Origin of the sequence: Acinetobacter sp. YH12201, assembly GCF_013418145.1 — a bacterium.
GTDB lineage: Bacteria > Pseudomonadota > Gammaproteobacteria > Pseudomonadales > Moraxellaceae > Acinetobacter.
Window position 1 is genome coordinate 1 of sequence record NZ_VPCP01000038.1, and the last position, 21429, is coordinate 21429.

Sequence of the window (21429 nt, forward strand, 5' to 3'; positions counted from 1 at the left end):
TCAATAACACAGAAGATTTCTGTAAAATCAAACATGGTGGTTAGAGTCTTTGGTTTGTGTAGTAACTTTCTAAATGGCTCTAACCATCTTTTTTTCAAGCGGTTTTCTTATCCGTAATTCGGGTTATTTATAATGTTACTACAAGGGGAATTGGGCCGTTTAAGATGGCATGATTTAAATCGTGTGTACTTAAAGACTGGCGTACGGATTGTTCTCGCATAATATTCTCGCTTTATAAACGGGGGCAGTATATCGATATGTCTTTACTGGATGTACAAGTTGCCACGTTGGCCAATCAGGGTATGAACTATTTAAGCACTGGAATTTCGCCAAAACGGATGGGCAATAGTCATCGCAATATTGTGCCATATCAAACCTTTAAGGCCAAAGATAAGGAATTTATTATTGCCTATTGTAATGACAAAAAATTTAAAGATCTATGTCTTGCGATTGGACTTCCTGAATTATTGCAAGAAGTGAAATTCCAGCATAATCAGGATCGGGTCAAGCATCGTGATGAGCTGATTGCCTTACTGTCTGAATATTTCCTTGGTAAAAATGCTAAAGATTGGGTTGATGCCATTCACGCCATGAAAGTGCCGGTGGGGGTGATCAATTCAGTGGAAGATGCCTTGGCTGAACCGCAAATTCAGCATCGAGACATGGTGGTGAACATTCCACATGCCTTGAATGAAAATTTCAAAGTGATTGCTTCGCCAATCAAACTTTCAGATACGCCGGTAGAATATCGCAATGCACCACCGCAGTTGGGTGAACATACCAGGCAGATTCTGTCACGTCTTAAAACGGCAGATGAGCTGCATGCCTTAAAATTGCAAGGCATTATTGATGGAGAGGTAGCTTAAGCAGCATTCTTGTGATGCATATTGGTTTTGCCTCTGTTTGACCGGAATGTTAAAGCATTCGGTCCTTTTTTCTGCCAGGAAAGATGACATCCATTTTATGCATCACGGTGTTTGTGAAATTATCCAATGCAAGAAAGCGATACCTACAAGGTGCTTGGTCAGATGCCGTGCTAAGCGTTATCATAATCAGCATAAGATCATTGGATTGCATTATGAAAATTGTCGCAGATGAAAATCTGGCATTTACTGAATATTTCTTTGCCGATTTTGGAGAAATTCAGCAGGTTGCAGGACGAACCTTAACCCATGCGGATGTGAAAGATGCAGAAGCGTTACTGGTGCGTTCTGTGACCCAAGTCAATGCCGGGCTGGTTCAGGACACAAGATTAAAATTTGTCGGCAGTGCGACCATTGGCACCGATCATCTGGATATAGTTGCTTTAGAACAATGCAACATTGCCTGGTCGAATGCTGCAGGCTGTAATGCGCAGGCCGTTGCGGAATATGTGATTACCGCTTTACTGCATTTAAAACCTGAACTGATCGATGCCAATGACAGCTTTACTTTGGGTATTATCGGTCTGGGCAATGTCGGTTCACGTCTAGCTATTATGGCCAAATTTCTGGGCTGGAAGGTGATTGGTCATGATCCCTTCGTACAGCGTGAACAAATTGAGCAAGTAGATTTAAATACCCTATTAAAAACAGCCGATGCGATTTCCACCCATGTGCCTTTAACCAAAACAGGCAATCATCCAACTTACCATCTCATCAACGCTGAAGCTTTAGCACAGATGAAGCCTGCAGCGATTTTAATTAATTCGGCACGTGGCCCAGTAATAGAAGAATCGGCTTTAATTGTCGATATTCAACAGAACCAGCGTCCAGTAGTTCTCGATGTATTTGAACATGAACCTGAAATATCAGAACAGCTGTTAAATTTAATTCGTTTGGTTACACCGCATATTGCCGGGTATAGCTTGGAAGGAAAGGCACGTGGTACACAAATGATCTACGATGCATTCTGCAGTACCTTTCATTACCCAGCGACAAAGCAATTTGAAACGCAATTGCCTGTCTGTGAACCATATTTTAAAGAGCGTGATTTAAAGGCTGTGTTAAAGCAATATTTAACCCAAATCTATGATATTGCCCGTGATGATGCCAACTTAAGGGCCTGCCTGAAAGATGGCAAGGTTGAGCAAAAAGCCTTTGATTATTTGCGTAAAACCTATCCCTTGCGCCGTGAATGGGCAGCACATGGAGGCCCGAAGGCATGAGTCAATCTATTGCTTATCAGCCGACTTGTGACTTAAAGGCCATGCAGGCACGTGCCAAAATGTATGCACAGATCCGCCAGTTTTTTGCCGGACGGGATGTACTGGAAGTTGAAACGCCAGTCTTGTCGCAGGCCGGAGTGACCGATGTACATCTGGCCTCTATACAGGCACAGCGTCATTTACAAGGTAAATTACACACCCACTATTTGCAAACCTCGCCCGAATTTTCCATGAAACGCTTGCTGGCCAGTGGCAGTGGTCCAATCTATCAAATCTGCAAAGTCTTTCGTGATGATGAACATGGGCGTAAACACAATAGCGAGTTCACCATGCTGGAGTGGTATCGTCCCGGATTTAGCTTGAAAGATTTGATGTTTGAAGTAACCGATTTGCTCAATGTGACTTTAAAACAGCGTTTTGGTGATGTTCGTCCAACGATCCTCAGCTATAAACACGCTTTTATGGATCGTCTGAATATCAATCCATTGCAAGCCAGTTTAAAAGAGCTGAAAGACTGCTGTAACCGGGTCGGCTTGAATCTGGACCTAGGTGATGATCGCCTGGGTTATATCGATTTGCTTTTTTCGCACTTTGTCGAACCGAGCCTGGGTTTTGATACGCCAGTATTTTTAACCGATTTTCCCGCTGAACTGGCCTCCTTGGCCAAAACCCGAATCGATGAGGATGGGGAACTGGTGGCTGCCCGCTTCGAGCTGTATATCGAAGGTCTGGAATTGGCCAATGCTTATGATGAATTGATTGATGCCGATGTACTGCGTTCCCGCTTTGAAGCAGATAATGCCGAACGTGCAAAACTGGGCTTACATGTCATGCCGATTGATGAATATCTGCTTGCTGCATTGCCGCACATGACAGAGTGTTCCGGTATTGCTTTAGGCATTGACCGGTTATTGATGGTCGCTACAGAGCAAATGAAACTTGAAAAAGTAGTTACTTTTCCGGCGGATATTTCCTGATTTCAGCTATTGCTCATATTTGTTGATCAGCCAAAATTCGTCCTGACTCCCTTGGTGAAAATGGAGAAGTTCCTTTTTGGGAAAAGAGGGATTTAGGGAGATTGTTAAAGATTTAAAAGCCCCACTCGGGGCTTTTTATTTATGCAATTTCAGCATATTGATGCTTAAGTTCAGCAAGTGCTTCGATTCGTTTTTGAATCAACATCTCACCAATTTCTTGACCTTTCACATCGGCAGGTAAGTCTTGCGCTTTAATATTGCGGACCACTTCCATTGCCTTAAGTATATAAGCAGCCTGAGGATACTCACGATCTTCTAGCCCTAAACGACCACGGGAGTCGCATTCACAGGCCTGTATAAACGCCTCCACTCGTTCAGGGCGACGTAACACATCCAGACGTTGCAACAAACGCCATAAAGTACCCGGTTTCAGGCTTAAGGCCTGATGGCATTTTAAATGTTCTTTACAGACTGCAATGGCCAGCTGTTTGGTATTGGTTGGGACTTTCAGACGGTCACAGAGTTCAGTCACCGGTTTGACCCCGCGTTCTTCGTGCATGATATGGCGCGGTAATTCATTTGCTGGTGTCAAGGCCTTGCCCAAGTCGTGAACCAGCACTGCGAAGCGGACATCTAAAGAATAGTCGGCTTTACAGGCCTGTTGTAATGACATCATGGTATGAATGCCACTGTCAATTTCCGGATGATATTCAGGGCGCTGTGGAATACCGTATAAAGCATCCAGCTCCGGGAACAGGACTTTTAACGCACCACAGGTACGTAAAACGGTAAAATATTCATCGGCATAATCTTCCATCAGCGCACGGGAAGTTTCTTTCCAGACACGTTCCTTAATTAGCGCATTGAGTTCACCTGATTCCACCAATTGTTTCATTAAGGTGAGGGTTTCTTCTGCCACGCTAAAGCCTAAACTTTTATAACGTGCAGCAAAGCGCGCAATGCGCAGAACACGTAGCGGATCTTCAACAAAGGCATCGGATACATGGCGTAAAATGCGTTGTTCCAAGTCCTGCTGACCCGCATAAGGATCATAAATATTGCCTTCGTTATCCATGGCCATGGCATTGATGGTCAGGTCACGACGAATCAGATCATCTTCAAGACTAACGCTCGGATCGGTATAAAATTCAAAGCCATGATAGCCACGACCTGATTTACGTTCAGTGCGTGCCAGTGCATATTCTTCTTTTGTTTCTGGATGTAAAAAAACAGGGAAATCCTTACCCACAGGCTGATAGCCCTGAGCAAGAAGTTGTTCCGGTGTTGCACCGACCACAACATAATCTTTCTCGTGATAGGGGTGCCCGAGCAAGTGATCTCGAACCGCACCGCCTACTAAATAAACTTGCATGAAAAAACCTCTATTCTTCAAGCAATCATGCTACAGAATAGAGGTTTTCTCAAGTCACAAAATGTGATCTAGCTGACTAAATCAAAGTGCTAATTTTTCATTTTCCTGAATTTCAGCAACGGTTAATGCAGTCATGTTCACCAAGCGACGTGTAGTCGTAGTTGGTGTCAGGATGTGGACAGGTTTAGATACACCTAACAGGATAGGACCAATGGTAACGTTATTCCCTGAAGTCGATTTCAACAGGTTAAACGAAATGTTGGCTGCATCCAGGTTTGGCATAATCAGCAAGTTTGCAGAACCTTTGAAACGTGAGTTCGGGAAAGCAAAGTGACGGATGTTTTCGTCAAGTGCCGCATCACCGTGCATTTCACCTTCAACTTCCAGTTCAGGCGCAGTTTCAGACAAGATGTCATACACTTTACGCATTTTTTGCGCGCTTAAGTCATCTTGGTCGCTACCGAAGCTTGAGTGAGAAAGAAGTGCGATACGTGGTGTTACACCAAAACGACGTACTTCTTCAGCAGCCAAAATGGTCATTTCAGCAAGCTGTTCAGCTGTCGGGTTACGGTTAATGTATGTATCCGCGATGAACAGGTTACGGTCTTCAAGCATTAATGCATTGAGCGTAAAGAATGTGTTATGACCTTCTTTCTTACCAATGATGTTGCTTACGAAGTCAAGATGAATGTCATAACTTGAGTAGGTACCACACAGCATACCGTCTGCAAGACCGTGTTTCACCAGCATAGATGCAATTAAGGTAGAACGGCGACGTGCTTCACGTTGCGCATACTCAGGTGTCACACCTTTACGTTGCATGATGCTGTAGTAGTCATCAGCAAACATTTCGTAATGTGGGTTCTTTTCTTGATCGATAATGGTGATGTTCACTCCATCTTCAAGACGTAGACCTAATTTCTTGATATTTGCTTCAATCACTGCAGGGCGACCGACAAGGATTGGTTTAGCCAGACCTTCATCGACTGCAATTTGTACTGCACGAAGTACACGCAGGTCTTCACCTTCAGCATAGGCAATACGCTTAGGATCAGTTTTCGCCTGGGCGAAAATTGGTTTCATCATGAATGCAGAGTTGTAAACAAACTCAGACAGACGTTGACGGTAAGCAGAGAAGTCCTGAATCGGGCGAGTGGCTACGCCAGAGTCCATCGCTGCCTGTGCAATTGCCGGGGCAATTTCAAGAATCAAACGCTGATCGAGTGGACGCGGAATTAAATAGTCACGGCCAAATGATGCTGATTTTTCACCATACGATGCTGCATCTGCTTCAACATGTGCCATGCGCGCAATGGCATGTACACAGGCAATCTTCATTTCTTCATTGATGGTGGTTGCGCCAACGTCAAGCGCGCCACGGAAGATATACGGGAAGCACAGTGCATTATTTACCTGGTTTGGATAGTCTGAACGACCAGTTGCCATGATCACGTCATCACGAACTTCATGTGCATGTTCAGGCAGAATTTCTGGATCCGGGTTTGCCAAGGCAAAGATAATCGGATTTGCAGCCATGGTTTTCACCATTTCTTTGGTGAGAATACCGGCAGCTGACAGACCCAGGAACATATCAGCACCTTCAAGTACTTCACCGAGCTGAGTAGCGGTGATGTCTTGTACGTATGCTTTTTTAGATTCATCCAGACCTTCACGCTGAGTGGTTAATAGACCACGTGAATCGGCAACGATGATATTCTCTTTCTTAGCACCCAGGGCACAAAGAAGATTTAAGCAAGACAGTGCTGCTGCACCTGCGCCTGAAGCAACAATCTTGATTTCTTCAATTTTTTTGCCGTTAAATTGCAATGCATTCAGAAGAGCTGCACCCACAATAATAGAGGTACCATGCTGGTCATCGTGGAACACAGGAATGTTCATGCGTTCACGAAGTTTTTGCTCGATATAGAAACATTCTGGTGCCTTGATATCTTCAAGGTTAATCCCACCAAAAGTAGGTTCTAGCGCGGCCACGATGTCGACAATTTTGTCAGGGTCGTTTTCATCAATTTCAATATCGAATACATCGACACCGGCAAATTTTTTGAACAGTACGCCTTTACCTTCCATTACCGGTTTAGATGCCAAAGGACCGATATTTCCTAAACCCAGTACTGCAGTACCATTACTCACCACTGCTACAAGGTTACCGCGTGCAGTATAAAGGGCAGCAGTTGAAGGGTCACGTTCAATCTCAAGACATGGTGCAGCAACACCTGGTGAGTAGGCAAGCGCTAAGTCACGTTGATTGACCAGTTGCTTGCTAGGCGTGACGCTGATTTTTCCTGGTGTTGGGAATTCGTGATAATACAATGCCTGTTGTTTTAAAGATTGATCTTCCATCTGTATCTCGTTTGTTACTGGAGTAATTCAGCAAAGCTGCTGGTTTTCTGCTTGGTTGCATCGAATATAACATTTGTTGCGACCTTATCACAGTCGCGTATGTGTCTTTTTCAGGCAAAGTTGGGGGGTGAAAGGTTGACTTATATCAAGAAGGTATAAGTCGATGTTGTTCCAGGTATGTGGTGGCTTCTTTTTCAGGAAGCGGCTTGGAAAAAAAGAAACCTTGAGCAATATCGCATTCCAGATCTTGCAGGTACTGTAGTTGTTGCTTAGTTTCAATACCTTCTGCAACCACCATCATTCCCATAGCTTTGCCCATGGCGATCATAGCACTGACAATCGCTTCCTGCTTATTTTTTCCGATTTTGGATATAAAACTGCGATCTATTTTAAGTATATCAATCGGGAAATCGGCAAGATAAGACAGGGAAGAGTAGCCTGTGCCAAAATCATCTAGCGAGATATGAATTTTCCGTTTTTTAATTTCATTCAACAGGTTTTTCACCGTGACTGAATTTTCCAGTAACGATGATTCGGTAATTTCAAGTTCCAGGCTGGAACCACAAATGTTATAGGTCTGGATGGCATGATCCAGATCTTCCAGCAATTGTCCGCGTTGTAATTGCTGGGCCACCACATTGACGGATATGCAAATATTGTCAAACCCGATATTGTTCCAGTAGCGGATCTGTTTGGCTGTTTGTTGAATCACAATCCGGCCAATATCCGAGATCAGGCTGGTTTGTTCTGCTAGAGGAATAAACAGGTTCGGAGGAATAATGCCCTTGCTTGGATGATTCCAGCGCACCAGTGCTTCAAAACCGTAAATATTTTGATCACTGAAATTTATTTTCGGCTGATAGTAAACAATTAGCTCATTATTATTGATGGCATGGCGCAAATCGCGTTCCAGATAAATGCCTTGTTCAAGTAAAGCGCTACTGTTATTGGAGTAGAAACGACAGGCATTGCCGCCCAGGTTTTTTGCTTCAGTCAAGGCTTGTTCAGCGCAATTATTCAGATAATCCAGCTGACGTCCATTTTCCGGATAGAATGCAACGCCCATGGACAGGGTGATAATATGGTCCTGATCGAAAATGTTAAAGGGTAAGGAAAAAGCTTTACTTATACGTTCACAATGATGTTGAATCGACGGGTTAGTAGGTGAAACCTCATAGACAATTGCAAAATCATCACCATTCAGATGCGCTACAAATAATGCTTCGGTATTAGTCAGTCGCAGTCTTTGTGCAACTTGGCGTAACAGTTCGTCACCACCACTATTACTTAAAAATTCATTTAAAGGCCTGAAACGATCGATATTTAAACGAATAACGGCCAGCTGCTTAATGGAATCTTTTTGACTAATTAAATATTGATGTAACTGGTAGTTGTAATAAAAACGGTTCGGCAAATCGGTTAAAGGATCGTAATTTTCTAAATAAGACAACCGTTGTTCTTGCAGTTTACGTTCAGTTAAATCGGAGACGATACCGATATAGTGGGTGACACGGTTCTGCTCATCGCTAATGGCATTAATGCGCATCCAGATGGTTGCTTCTTCACCTGAAAGGAATGTTTCCTGCAGTTCACCATCAAACTCACCGATTTTTCCCAGCTGCTGAAGAATCGAGTAGTGGCTGTTTCTTTGTTGTGACTGATAATTTTCCGTAATATCAAATAAATTTTTGCCAATAATATGTCGGTGAGTAAAACCGGTGAGTTGTTCATAAAATGGATTGACGTCAATGTAGCATAGCTGATCATCGAGAATAAAAATGCCTTCAGTTGCTTGCTGAAGTACACTGGCAGCTAATTTTAAGCGTTCCTGATCGGTACGTTCCTGATGAATGTCACGACGGATACCCACCATGCGCAGGGGCTTTTTATTGACCGGATCACGAGCAATGACCCGACCAATATCATGGACCCATTTCCACTTGCCATTGCTGTTCTGAATTCGATAGCTGGCTTCATAAAGTGGTGACTGACCACGTAAATGTTGTTTCATTGCATGCTTGAACTGCTCAATATCATCCAGATGAATAATATTTTGCAGTTGATGATGATGCAGTTTAGAGGGCTTCAGGGTTTTTTGCTGTTTTGCGTCCGTCACCAGAATTTCACGATCTTTGATATTCCAGTCCCAGGGGCGTAGTCCGGCAATTTCATGTGCCAAAACCAGATTCTGTTGCTGATTTTCCAGATCAGCATTCATTTTGGCAATATCAACAGTTCGTTCTTTAACTTTTTGCTCCAGCAGCTGATTGTTTAATTGTAATTGCAGCTCTATATCTTTTGATTTATTAATTTCAGCTTGTAACTGTTTGCATAATTCATCGGTCCATAAAACCTGTTGTTTGGCATTTTTAACTAAACGGTTGTTTTTTGAGTACAGTACAGAAATACGCTGATGAATACGCGATGTGATATTGGCGCATAATAAAATGACAATCAGTGCAAAATTAATGGTGAGATGGAATAAAGGATCTGATGTTTCTGTGCTGATAAATTGTGAAGCCAGATAAGGAAAAATAGCAGGTATAAATGCCAGACAGAAATAAGTTAAGCGCTGGGTTAAAAAGGTCAGGGCAAATGCCTGACTCACAATCAGTAATAATGCTGACAAAATTAAGGCATGAACATGACTAAAGGCAGGGTTGTATTGAGGTAAATAGTAGTAAACCAGGCCCATACCTAAGGCAATACAGCTACCAATCACTAAACTTTGAATTTGTAGCCAACGATGCGCATGAGCTAAGGCAAATTGGTCGGGTTTAAAATAAACACTGTTAATTAGCAAACACAGGCAACACAAGAGTTCGGTGCCTATAAACCAAAAATTGAAATAAAAAGAAGGTTTTATAAAATAAAATTGGTAAATGCCATAAACATATGCCGATACAATCACAATACTGACTATAAAGAAGCGGCTAAGTCGAATTGTATTGCTAATTTGTGCAGCATTCACATGCTGTTTAATATACTCGTCTTGAAGATCTGACATACAGGCAAAAACCTTAATTATTATTTTGCAATAAATTTACTTTCTAAATATTGATTGAGTTAAAAAAATAAACTGTATTTTAAATATACATTTGTATCTTTAATTCAAGAGTAATAATGTTGTTGAAAAAAATCAATCACATCACAAGTTATTCATCCAAATTTTGATGAACTATACAGTTAAGTTATAATTTAAAATAGATAAAGCAACAATCGGCGCCGTTTCTGTTCGTAATACACGATTGCCGATGCACCAGTTTATAAAGCCTGCTTGGTTGGATAATTGTATTTCCGTTTCACTTAGACCACCTTCAGGTCCAATTAATAGCGCAATGTCTTGTGTCGCATTTTCCAGCACATTCACTTGATCTTTATTCGGAGCAAGCACCAGTTTTGTGGTCGGGAGTTCTGTCTCTAACCAGTCTTGTAAAGATACAGGTGCTAACACTTCAGGAACTTTGTTCATGCCGCATTGCTCACAAGCAGCGATGGCAATGCCTTGCCAGTGATCTATTTTCTTTTGGTCACGATCATATTTAAGGCGCATTTCACAGCGTTCAGAAGTCAGCAACTGGATTTTGGATACGCCAAGTTCTGTGGCTTTTTGAATGACATAATCCATTCGATCCCCTTTACTCATTACCTGTCCAAGCAAGGTACTAAAAGCTGGAGTACGGTCATCAGGATTGAAGGAATCGACAGAAACATGGGCTGATTTTTTTGCGACTTCAATAAGCGTAACTTCATATTCACCACCCCGTCCATTGAACAAGGTGGCTTTTTCACCGACTTGTGCACGTAATACTTTGACCCAGTGATGAAAAATCGTTTCAGTTAATTCAGCATTCATATCCACTGCTAAGTCAGCTTCAATATAAAAACGTGGCATTTAAGTATTACTCACAAATCAGATATAAATTAAGCTAGACCAAGATCAGTCACGAGTTGACGTGTTGGATCTGTCGTGTTCATAGTGTAGAAGTGCAAGCTCGGTGCACCGCCTGCAAGCAGACGTTCACACAATTTCACCACAACTTCATGACCAAAGGCCTTGATACTTGCCGTGTCATCGCCATAAGTCGCCAATTGCTTGCGAATCCAGCGCGGGATTTCTGCACCGGTACCATCTGCGAAGCGAATCAGATTGCTGGCATTGGTAATTGGCATAATACCCGGAGCCACCGGAATGTTCACACCTTCTTTCTGAATGCGATCTACAAAATAGAAGTAGGCATCCGGATTAAAGAAGAACTGGGTTAGAGCGGCATTGGCACCGGCATTGGCTTTTTCGACAAAGTGTTGAATGTCTTTATCAAAGTTTTCTGCCTGTGGGTGCATTTCCGGGTAAGCGGCCACTTCAATGTGGAAGTGATCGCCTGAATGTTCGCGGATAAAACGAACCAGATCCTGCGCATAAGGTAATTCACCCAGGCCAACCTGACCTGAAGGCAAGTCACCACGAAGCGCCACAATACGGTCGATGCCTTGTGATTTGTATAGATCAAGCAATTCTGCGATACGCGCTTTGTCATCACCGATACAAGACAGGTGAGGGGCAACAGGCGTGCCTTTGCCATTAAAGTCATTGATTGCAGCAAGTGTACGTTCACGAGTGGAACCACCGGCACCATAAGTCACTGAAAAGAACTCAGGATTTAACAGTTGTAATTCTTTATGCACAACACGAAGTTTTTCCGCCCCGGCATCAGTTTTGGTCGGGAAAAACTCAAAAGAAATTGGAACACGTTTGGTCATTTTTCAAATCCTTTTTATAAGTACTGTTTTAATTTTTCACCCTCTCCCTGACCTCTCCCAAAGGGAGAGGAGAATTCATTACTGAATTATGCAGGGTTTAAGCCATATTTATTCATATGATGAAATTAAACATCCATCGGAAATAAATCTGGTGCTCACCCTCTCTTGCTCTTGTTTTAAAGCAATGCTTAAAACAAGCTCAGGGAGAGGGATGGGGTGAGGGGTATTAGTATTTATAAGTCTCAGATTTGAATGGACCTTCAACTTGTACGCCAAGGTAATCAGCCTGTTCTTGAGTCAATTGAGTCAAGACACCGCCGAAACCGGCAACCATTGCCGCAGCAACTTCTTCGTCCAGTTTCTTAGGAAGCAGTTCTACACGAATCGCAGCCTGTTTTTGCTCTTCAGGAAGATCAGCAAATTTTTCGGCAAACAAGTGCATTTGAGCCAATACCTGATTGGCAAATGAACCGTCCATCACACGTGATGGGTGACCAGTCGCATTACCCAGATTCACTAAACGACCTTCAGAAAGAAGGATTAAATAATCGTTTTCATTTTCTGAACGATACACTTGGTGTACTTGAGGTTTAACTTCAACCCATTTGTAGCCACGTAGGTAGTTGGTATCGATTTCAGTATCGAAGTGACCGATGTTACACACCACTGCACCTGCTTTTAATGTATCTAACATTGCAGCGTCACATACGTGGTAGTTACCTGTAGTCGTTACGATCAAGTCAGTGTTTTGAAGAAGATCCGCATTTACGTCTTCTTTTTTACCTGTTTGCACGCCGTTTTTGTATGGAGATACAACTTCGTAACCGTCCATACATGCTTGCATTGCACAGATTGGATCGATTTCAGTAACACGTACGATCATGCCTTCTTGACGAAGTGATTGAGCAGAACCTTTACCTACGTCACCGTAACCAATCACCAGTGCACGACGACCAGACATCAACATGTCAGTACCGCGTTTGATGGCATCGTTTAGAGAATGGCGGCAACCGTATTTGTTGTCGTTTTTGGACTTGGTTACTGAGTCATTTACGTTGATTGCAGGAACTTTTAAAGTGCCGTCACGTAACATTTCATAAAGACGTTGCACACCCGTAGTGGTCTCTTCAGTCACACCATGGATTTTCGCTAACACTTCAGGATATTTTTCGTGAACAAGAGCAGTCAAGTCGCCGCCATCGTCCAGAATCATGTTGGCATCCCAAGGTTTGCCATTCACGTTGATTTGTTGTTCCAAACACCACATGTATTCTTCTTCAGTTTCACCTTTCCAGGCAAAAACAGGAATACCGCGTGCAGCGATTGCAGCAGCTGCGTGGTCTTGAGTAGAGAAGATGTTGCAAGAAGTCCAACGTACTTCAGCGCCCAATTCAACTAAAGTTTCAATTAAAACTGCAGTTTGAATGGTCATGTGAATACAGCCGAGAATTTTCGCGCCTGCAAGTGGTTTTGCTGCTGAGTAGCGTTTACGTAAGCCGATCAGCGCTGGCATTTCTGCTTCAGCAAGTTTAATTTCTTTACGGCCGTAGTCAGCTAGGGAAATATCGGCAACTTTATAATCTGTAAATGAAGCATTAACCGCGTTCATCACGATCTCCTTATAAAAAACAATAATTGATCATTCAGTTCGCGGATGCCGTTGTTGGTTGATCAGACAAGTTCAACCGATCGTCGAGCCTGGCGCTTTTACATTTTGTACCTGTAAAACGTCGCAGCATCCCTCGACTAGCGAAGTATTGTACTTGGAAATTGATTTTGTTCCAATCTGAAATTGATTATTATCAACACAATTATATTTTTGAGCTTTTATTATGGCTTTAGAAATGCCTGAAGAATTAGCCCGTCTGGAAGCAAATGGCGGAATTTTTGCAGTTTGGATGCTGCTGCAACATTTAGGTATTGATGCCGATATTCAGCAGCTGGTAGAGGTCTGTGGATATGATGGTGAAAATGGCACGACGACCATCGGTCTAGCTGTAGCACTAAAAAAGTTTGGTTTTCATGTGCAGTTTTATACCGATCCTGACCCTGATCTTCAGGAGAGTGAAAAGCTTAGTTATCAGGAAGCTGAGCAACTGAATTTACCTATTCTTCCTGCATTAAATTATCAGCAAATCCAGCTAGCATTTGATCAAAATAAATTTGTGATTGTTTATTACGACACCTTGGAAGGCGTGGGTAATCATTCTCTTGTTTATGATGCCAATGAAGATGAAATCTGCTTTTTTGACAGTTTTGATGTGATGCCTGCCGCTATATTTGAACAACAACGAAATGTAGAAGGTATTTGCAGACAAGTGATTGTGGTCGATATTAATGATGATATCGAGCGCTAATATTTAAAATTGTATAAAACAAAAGCCCATCAAATGATGGGCTTTTTCATCTTTAATTTATTTTTCAGCAGCCTTTGCTTTTTCAGTCCAGTAATCTGCTTGTTCTTCATCTGTTTCTATGCCTAGACCATTTTCATAGATAAAGGCCAAATCACGCATAGCTTGAACTTCACCCCATTCAGAAGCCTGCTTGACTAAAGACACAGATTTGGTCACATCTTTTTCAATTACATCACCACGACGGAAATAACCCGCCAATTCTAAAGTCGCAGCAGGGTGTTTCTGTATATTGGCTTTACTCAGCCAGTAATAGCCGAGTTCAAAATGTGCTTTGGATTCTTCCGGGTCTTCTTCAGCCAAGTCTTTGGCATAAACGGTATAACCTTCACCCAGCCAGTACATCGCTTCGACATTACCATTTTCTGCGGCTTTCAGCGCCCATTCTTCGGCAAGAATAATGTCATCATCATGCTCGCTTTGCATATACAGCTCAGCCAGTTCAAATTGCGCTTTTGCATTTCCTGTAATGGCTAAATTCATCAGTGAGGCAGGAGGAGAAATTCGGTTAGACATACCTATATCCAAAAACTTTTGCTATAGCCTAAAAGGAATGAAATAAAAAAGCCAATCCGAAGATTGGCTTTTACAGTATCGTGACTAAAAACATCAACTCATGTCAGTGCTTTTAACCGAGAGGGTGTTCACAAACACTCAGTGTTCTTGCTGAATACCGGCAACCAACCAGTCCTGATTAGAACCCGCAGGTTTTACAAAATGCCAAACTTCTGCAAAAGGTTGTGGCAAGCTGTTTAAGTCTTCGCTTACTGTACCGGTAAAACGAACACTTACAACATATTGACCATTTTCAGTTGCAGAATCGACCACCATTGCATTCAGGTTAGAGAACTCGGCAACGTCCTGGTCTTGGTTCGCCATAATGTCGTTATACATAGACTGATAAAGATCAGGGGTTAAATAACGTTGAATTTCAGCAATGTTGCTTGCTGTATTCATGGACTGAATATGGTTAAAGCGTTGACGGGCAACACGCAAGAATGCAGCAGGTTCGGTGCCATCTGGCAATTGGTTGCCGCTTTGTGTTGAAGCTGCACCAAAAGGTGCTTGAGTTGCTGCACCTGCAGAACCACCTACAGACTGACCAAAAATATTGGTGCTGTCATTTGAAGTACGTGGTGCTGCATTTTGCTGACCAAACGGCGCTGTGTTTCCAGCATTGTTTGGTGCATAAGGATTATTGGCTGCTAATTTTTTTTTTGCTCCGAATTTACGGAACAAGAAGAATGCTACTGCTGCTGCCAGAAGAATCCAGATCCAGCCCGGAATTCCGCCTTTTTCTTCCTCTTGCTGAGTTTGTGCTTCACTTGCAGCTTTATCATCTGCTAAAGCATTAGCTGCAACTGCACCAACTGCAGCACCAGCAACACCAGCAGCAACCATTTTACCTACACCTGAACCAGATTTTTGTTGGGCAGGAGCAACAGGTTGTTGAACAGGAGTAGCTTGACGCGGTTGTTGGTAAGATTGGGTTGGAGCAGCAGAACGACTCATACCATGGCTTTTACCACCACCTGCACGTTTCGCTTCGGCCATCGGTGCAACCACCAAAGCTGCCATTAAAATACCGGCCATCAAACCACGCTGTCGAACTTCCATCGATTTTTTCCTAAATAAAAAAATAAATTATAGCTCTATAGTTATGCAGTCATTTGCCCTGAATTTCAATATCAAATTGGTGTTTTTTTACATAATCTTTCATATGTTTAAGCTTAAGCCAGTTCTTCACTTAAGCTTATGGCTTCAGTCAAGGCCTCATGCAAACGTGCTACCGAAATGATCTGCACGTTCGGAATTGGTTTTTGTGGCGCATTGCCTCGAGGCAAAATAATGTATTTAAAACCATGCTTAATGGCTTCTTTTAAACGTTCCTGACCATTCGGCACCGGACGAATTTCGCCGGATAATCCGACTTCTCCAAATACCGCCAGTTGTTGTGGCAAGGCTTTGCCACGCAAGCTGGAGGCACAGGCTAAAAGAACGGCCAGATCTGAACCGGTTTCAGTAATCTTTAAACCACCAACCACATTGACATAGACATCCTGTCCGGAAGTTTGCACACCGCCGTGACGGTGCATGACAGCCAGCAGCATGTTCAGGCGGTTTTGTTCCAGACCGAGTGCCACACGACGCGGTTGACCATGAGCATCATCCACCAAAGCCTGTACTTCGACCAACAGGGGACGGGTGCCTTCGCGGCTGATCATCACAATTGAACCGGGAATGGCTTCATCATAACGGCTTAAGAAAATAGCCGACGGATTGGAGACTTCACGTAAGCCTTTATCGGTCATGCCAAACACGCCCAGTTCATTGACTGCCCCGAAACGGTTTTTTACCGCGCGAATCATTCGGTAACGTGAGTCGGATTGTCCTTCAAAATACAGGACACAGTCGACCATGTGTTCCAGTACACGGGGTCCCGCCAATGCGCCTTCTTTGGTCACATGACCCACAATGAACAGCGCTGTGCCACTATTTTTGGCAAAACGGGTCAGTAACGCAGCCGATTCACGAATTTGCGAAACACCACCCGGTGCCGACTGCAAGGTTTCGGTATATAAGGTTTGAATCGAATCCAGAATGGCAACAGCAGGGCGTTCTTGCGCTAAAACTTCACAAATCCGTTCCACACAGGTTTCTGCCATGACTTTAAGATGTTCAGTTGGCAACTCCAGACGATGGGCACGCAAAGCGACTTGTGACAGCGACTCTTCACCAGTCACATAGAGTGCAGAACTCTGCGCAACTGCCATATGGGTCGCCGTTTGTAAAAGAATCGTGGATTTACCAATTCCGGGATCACCGCCAATCAGAACCACTGAACCGGTGACCAGACCACCGCCCAGAACGCGGTCAAATTCACCTATCCCGGTAGCCAAGCGTGTTTCATGTGAAACAGAAACTTTATTCAGGGTGGTGATGTTGGCAGCCTGACCAGCATAGCCGCCGCCCATTTTTGGCTGTGCCCGGTGACTTACGGCAGGTTCCAGACGTACTTCAGTCAGACTATTCCATTCTCCGCAATCTGAACATTGTCCCGCCCATTTCGGATGGTCAGTTCCACATTGTTCGCAACGGTAAACAGTTTTGACTTTGCTCATTTGAGTGGTATCTATATAAATCAGAAGATGGGTGAAGAATGTAGCAATAGCTGTATGGAAATACAATTTTTTGCATAAATTCTCGCCAAACTTTATCTTGGCACGTAAACTGCTCACTTGAAGGGAAATGAAGAAAAGGAAAGTAAAATGGACTCGATCTGGATGAAAAAGCGACAAAAATACAGTCAAGCTTGAAAAATATTTAACAAATGCTCAAAAAACTTTATTGATTTATTTTAATTTGAGCTACTTTTATCACACGAAATTTGAGAGACGAAAATAACAATGTCAAATGAGAACCATAGTTTACTGACTGAAGGTGGTGAACTGCAGCGGAGTTTATCGAATCGGCATTTGCAACTTATTGCGATTGGCGGGGCAATTGGTACAGGTCTATTCATGGGTTCGGGTAAAACCATCAGCCTGGCCGGACCATCCATTCTGATCATTTATATGATTATTGGTTTTATGGTTTTTTTGGTCATGCGTGCGCTTGGCGAACTGTTACTGTCTAACCTGAAATACAAGTCTTTTATTGATTTTTCAACCGATTTGATTGGTCCATGGGCGGGTTATTTTGTCGGCTGGACCTATTGGCTGTGCTGGATCACCATTGGTATTGCTGACTTGTCGGCCATTATTTATTACCTGCAGTTCTTTAACGGGGGGCTGCCGTTTACGCCTGGTGAAGGGGTCATGATCAGTGTTGCCGCCATTGTGTTTATTATGGGGCTGAATCTGGTTACCGTTAAATTGTTCGGTGAGTTAGAGTTCTGGTTTGCTTTAATCAAGATTATTGCCATTGTCGTATTGATTACTGTGGGTCTGTGGATGATCTTTACCGGGTTTTCTTCTACCGCAGGTGAAGTCGCTTCCTTTACTCATCTCTGGTCACATGGTGGTTTATTCCCAACAGGCGTGACGGGTTTCTTGGCAGGTTTCCAGATTGCCATCTTTGCCTTCGTCGGTGTGGAACTGGTGGGTACCACAGCAGCTGAAACCAAAGATCCTGAACAGAACTTGCCTAAAGCAGTCAACTCGATCCCTATTCGTATCATCATTTTCTATGTGCTGGCACTGGTCATTGTCATGTCAGTTACGCCATGGAACAAGATTGATCCGAACATCAGTCCATTCGTCAACCTGTTTAGCCAGGCCGGTATTGCTGCTGCAGCGATTATCATGAATTTGGTGGTGTTATCTTCGGTGATGTCATCCATGAACAGTGGGGTGTTCTCGACCAGCCGTATGCTGTTTGGTCTGTCACGTGAAGAGCAGGGTCCTAAAGCCTTCGGTCATTTAAATAAACGTGCTGTTCCTGCAAATGCTTTGTATTTCTCGGCAATCTGTTTGTTACTGGGTGCTGCACTTCAGTACTTCGTGCCGAATACGGTTGAAGCTTTTACTTTGGCAACCACGCTTTCAACCATCCTGTTTATCTGTGTCTGGTTGATGATTATCTGGAGCTATATTGTGTATTACAAAACACGTCCAGAACTGCATGCCAAATCAACCTTTAAACTTCCTGGTGGATTGTTTACCTGCTGGTTGGTAATCATCTTCTTTATCGGCATGATTTATGTGTTGTCTTTAGAAGCAGACACCATGAAAGCGCTGATGGTCAGCCCGATCTGGTTCATTATCTTGATTATTGGCTACTTTGGTTTCTACAAACCAAAACATAAATAATCACTGCAAATGATTAAAACGCCAGTTTGAAACTGGCGTTTTTTTTTATCTCACTATAATCTCTAGCGTTTAGTGCTTTGGTCATGTCCCATGATCAGGTTATACTTCTTCGAAAATATCAAATAGGTGGTCAGATGCGTCTTGTCATTTGCTGCATCAGTTTATTGGCGACAGGTTTTGCTTTAGTTGGTTGTGGTCAGTCTGGAGCTTTGCAGCTACCGAGTGATCCGAATTACGACAAACGTGCAAAATATTTGTTATATCCCAATGTAGATTCAAAACAGCAATCCTCAAATAAGCAAGAAGCCGCTCCAGTAGCATCAGAGCTTCCTACTTCATCTGCTGCAACGAATTAATTTTTAATATCTAAACGCGTCATCGAAAGGATACATTCATGAGTTTTACCCGCATCAATGGGGTTTTGCATGCCGAGCAATGTTCTCTACAACAGCTTGCGCAGCAATTTGGCACGCCACTTTATGTTTATTCAAAAGCGACTTTTGAAAAGCATTATTTAGACATGGATCGTGCTTTTAGCTTTATCGATCATCAAATTTGTTTTGCGGTAAAGTCTAACTCTAACCTTGCGGTGTTGAATGTACTGGCCAAGTGTGGCGCGGGCTTTGATATTGTTACTGGTGGTGAACTGGCTCGTGTGCTTAAGGCGGGTGGGGATGCCTCTAAAATTGTATTCTCGGGTTTAGGCAAATCTGAAGCCGATATCCAAAAAGCGCTAGAAGTAGGTATTGCCTGCTTTAACGTCGAGTCTTATGCCGAGCTGGATCGTATTCAGAAAGTGGCAGCAAGCTTAGGTAAAAACGCCCCAATTTCCTTGCGTGTCAATCCGGATGTCGATGCCAAAACTCATCCATACATTTCAACCGGTTTAAAAGAAAACAAATTCGGTATTCCTTCTGATACCGTATTTGAAACCTATCAATATGCGGCGTCATTGCCAAATCTGGACGTTGTAGGGATTGACTGTCATATCGGTTCACAATTGACTGAAACCCAGCCTTTTGTCGATGCACTGGATCGTGTGATTGTGATGATTGAGAAACTTAAAGAATTAGGTATCAATCTAAAACACATCGATATCGGTGGCGGTTTAGGTGTGACTTATAAAGATGAAGTTCCACCGACGGTAGAAGAATATGCCAATGCCTTGAAGCCAGCTTTAGAAAAACTCGGTCTGAAAGTGTATATGGAACCGGGTCGCAGTATTTCTGCCAATGCCGGTGTGTTACTGACTAAAGTCGATTTGCTTAAACCGACCAATCACCGTAATTTCGCAATTATTGATGCCGCGATGAACGACCTGATTCGTCCTGCTTTGTATGAAGCATGGATGGATATTCAGGAAGTGATTCCACGTACTGACGTTGAAGCGAAAGAGTGGGATGTCGTCGGGGCGATTTGTGAAACGGGTGATTTCCTGGGTAAAGAGCGTCAGCTGGCGATTAAAGAAAATGATGTACTGGCTGTGTTGGGTGCGGGTGCTTACGGTTTCGTGATGAGCTCGAACTATAACAGTCGCGGACGTGCTGCTGAAGTGATGGTGGATGGTGATCAGGCACATCTGATTCGTGAGCGCGAAAGCATTGAATCTTTGTGGGAACGTGAACGCTTATTGCCATAATGGAGATGTCTGAGATGTTTTTAGAATTTACCAAAATGCATGGTCTGGGCAATGACTTCATGGTGGTTGATCTGATCAGCCAGCGTGCCTACCTGGATACTGTCACTATTCAACGTTTGGCAGATCGCCACTTTGGCATTGGTTTCGACCAGTTGCTAATTGTTGAGCCACCTGATTTACCCAATGTCGATTTTAAATATCGTATTTTCAATGCCGACGGTTCTGAAGTGGAGCAATGCGGAAACGGTGTGCGCTGTTTTGCACGTTTTGTGCATGAGCGTCAGCTCACCACCAAAACCAAAATTAAAGTGCAGACCAAAGCCGGTATTGTAGAGCCTGAGCTGGGTGTGAATGGCTGGGTTCGTGTGAACATGGGTTATCCTAAATTCTTGCCAAGTGAAATTCCATTTTTGGCAGATGAACCGGAAAATTTGTATGACATTGAGCTGGCCAACAATGAAAAGCTGACTATTGATGTCGTAAATATGGGCAATCCGCATGCAGTGACCATTGTTCCCGATGTGATTACCGCAGATGTCGCACGTATTGGACCACAAGTAGAATCACATGAGCGTTTCCCGCAACGTGTCAATGCCGGTTTTATGCAAATTATTGATGAAAAACATGCCCGTCTGCGTGTATTTGAACGTGGTGTAGGTGAAACTTTAGCCTGTGGTACAGGCGCCTGTGCCGCTGCGGTTTCCGGTATGCGCCGTGGTCTGTTGGCTAATAATGTTGAAATTGAACTGGCTGGTGGCAAGCTGCAAATTGAATGGAAAGAAGGTGATGTGGTGTGGATGACCGGTCCAACAGCAAACGTCTATCAGGGTCGTATCGATTTGAGTTATTACCAATAGTAAACTCATGTTTTGATGAAAAAAGCACTGTCCCTATGATGGTGCTTTTTTATGCTTGTAAATGCGTTATGCTGTACGGATTATTGCTTTT

The 21429-nt window shown here is 43.2% G+C and carries 16 protein-coding genes and 1 pseudogene; 8 read left to right on the forward strand and 9 right to left on the reverse strand.

The annotated features are described in order from the left end of the window. Window positions 1-239 precede the first annotated feature (239 nt). The 3 genes and pseudogenes from FTU91_RS09020 to epmA form a co-directional block, all read left to right on the forward strand. Window positions 240-866, forward strand: a pseudogene (locus tag FTU91_RS09020) (CaiB/BaiF CoA transferase family protein); the annotation flags it as partial. Window positions 867-1078: 212 nt separating this feature from the next. Next, window positions 1079-2146 (forward strand): 4-phosphoerythronate dehydrogenase, encoded by a 1068-nt coding sequence (locus tag FTU91_RS09025; RefSeq protein ID WP_180081888.1) that lies wholly within the window; start codon window positions 1079-1081, stop codon window positions 2144-2146. Then, complete coding sequence (gene epmA / locus FTU91_RS09030) at window positions 2143-3123, forward strand: EF-P lysine aminoacylase EpmA (RefSeq protein WP_180081890.1); 981 nt, start codon at window positions 2143-2145, stop codon at window positions 3121-3123. The genes FTU91_RS09025 and epmA overlap by 4 nt, the downstream gene beginning before the upstream one ends. Window positions 3124-3262: 139 nt before the next feature. Here epmA and FTU91_RS09035 read toward each other — a convergent pair whose 3' ends face one another. From FTU91_RS09035 to ahcY, 6 genes are all read right to left on the reverse strand, one after another. After that, the gene (locus tag FTU91_RS09035; protein ID WP_180081892.1) at window positions 3263-4495 is read right to left on the reverse strand and encodes a multifunctional CCA addition/repair protein; all 1233 of its coding nucleotides are present in this window, start codon (window positions 4493-4495) and stop codon (window positions 3263-3265) included. Window positions 4496-4576: 81 nt separating this feature from the next. Beyond that, the gene (locus FTU91_RS09040; RefSeq protein ID WP_086196232.1) at window positions 4577-6856 is read right to left on the reverse strand and encodes an NADP-dependent malic enzyme; all 2280 of its coding nucleotides are present in this window, start codon (window positions 6854-6856) and stop codon (window positions 4577-4579) included. A gap of 145 nt (window positions 6857-7001) precedes the next feature. Then, window positions 7002-9863, reverse strand: coding sequence for an EAL domain-containing protein (locus FTU91_RS09045; protein ID WP_180081894.1), 2862 nt, complete (start codon window positions 9861-9863; stop codon window positions 7002-7004). A 171-nt stretch (window positions 9864-10034) separates the two neighbouring features. After that, window positions 10035-10751 carry a 16S rRNA (uracil(1498)-N(3))-methyltransferase gene (locus tag FTU91_RS09050; RefSeq protein WP_180081896.1) on the reverse strand — a complete coding sequence of 239 codons (717 nt, stop codon included), beginning with the start codon at window positions 10749-10751 and terminating at the stop codon, window positions 10035-10037. A gap of 29 nt (window positions 10752-10780) precedes the next feature. Next, a complete protein-coding gene (gene metF / locus FTU91_RS09055; protein ID WP_180043186.1) occupies window positions 10781-11617 on the reverse strand; it encodes a methylenetetrahydrofolate reductase [NAD(P)H] in 837 nt (278 codons plus the stop codon). A 226-nt stretch (window positions 11618-11843) separates the two neighbouring features. Further along, window positions 11844-13226: an adenosylhomocysteinase gene (ahcY, locus tag FTU91_RS09060; RefSeq protein ID WP_166167372.1), complete on the reverse strand. Its 1383-nt coding sequence runs from the start codon at window positions 13224-13226 to the stop codon at window positions 11844-11846. Window positions 13227-13449: 223 nt separating this feature from the next. On the opposite strand from ahcY, the gene FTU91_RS09065 reads away from it, so the two are divergent. Then, a complete protein-coding gene (locus tag FTU91_RS09065; protein WP_180081898.1) occupies window positions 13450-13974 on the forward strand; it encodes a cysteine peptidase family C39 domain-containing protein in 525 nt (174 codons plus the stop codon). 57 nt (window positions 13975-14031) lie between these two features. Here FTU91_RS09065 and FTU91_RS09070 read toward each other — a convergent pair whose 3' ends face one another. From FTU91_RS09070 to radA, 3 genes are all read right to left on the reverse strand, one after another. After that, complete coding sequence (locus tag FTU91_RS09070) at window positions 14032-14547, reverse strand: tetratricopeptide repeat protein (protein ID WP_180081899.1); 516 nt, start codon at window positions 14545-14547, stop codon at window positions 14032-14034. A gap of 138 nt (window positions 14548-14685) precedes the next feature. Continuing rightward, window positions 14686-15648, reverse strand: a complete 963-nt coding sequence (locus FTU91_RS09075; protein WP_180081901.1) for a Tim44 domain-containing protein — start codon at window positions 15646-15648, stop codon at window positions 14686-14688. 113 nt (window positions 15649-15761) lie between these two features. Beyond that, window positions 15762-17153, reverse strand: a complete 1392-nt coding sequence (gene radA / locus FTU91_RS09080; protein ID WP_180081903.1) for a DNA repair protein RadA — start codon at window positions 17151-17153, stop codon at window positions 15762-15764. 285 nt (window positions 17154-17438) lie between these two features. On the opposite strand from radA, the gene FTU91_RS09085 reads away from it, so the two are divergent. The 4 genes from FTU91_RS09085 to dapF all read left to right on the forward strand — a co-directional run bounded on the left by FTU91_RS09085 (window position 17439) and on the right by dapF (window position 21338). Further along, entirely contained in the window at window positions 17439-18842 is a 1404-nt protein-coding gene (locus FTU91_RS09085) for an amino acid permease (protein WP_180081905.1), read from the forward strand. A 134-nt stretch (window positions 18843-18976) separates the two neighbouring features. Further along, window positions 18977-19198, forward strand: a complete 222-nt coding sequence (locus tag FTU91_RS09090; protein ID WP_180081907.1) for a lipoprotein — start codon at window positions 18977-18979, stop codon at window positions 19196-19198. Between the two features lie 38 nt (window positions 19199-19236). After that, window positions 19237-20481, forward strand: coding sequence for a diaminopimelate decarboxylase (gene lysA / locus FTU91_RS09095; protein ID WP_180081909.1), 1245 nt, complete (start codon window positions 19237-19239; stop codon window positions 20479-20481). 14 nt (window positions 20482-20495) lie between these two features. Beyond that, a complete protein-coding gene (dapF, locus tag FTU91_RS09100) occupies window positions 20496-21338 on the forward strand; it encodes a diaminopimelate epimerase (RefSeq protein WP_086196219.1) in 843 nt (280 codons plus the stop codon). The last annotated feature ends 91 nt before the right edge of the window (window positions 21339-21429 follow it).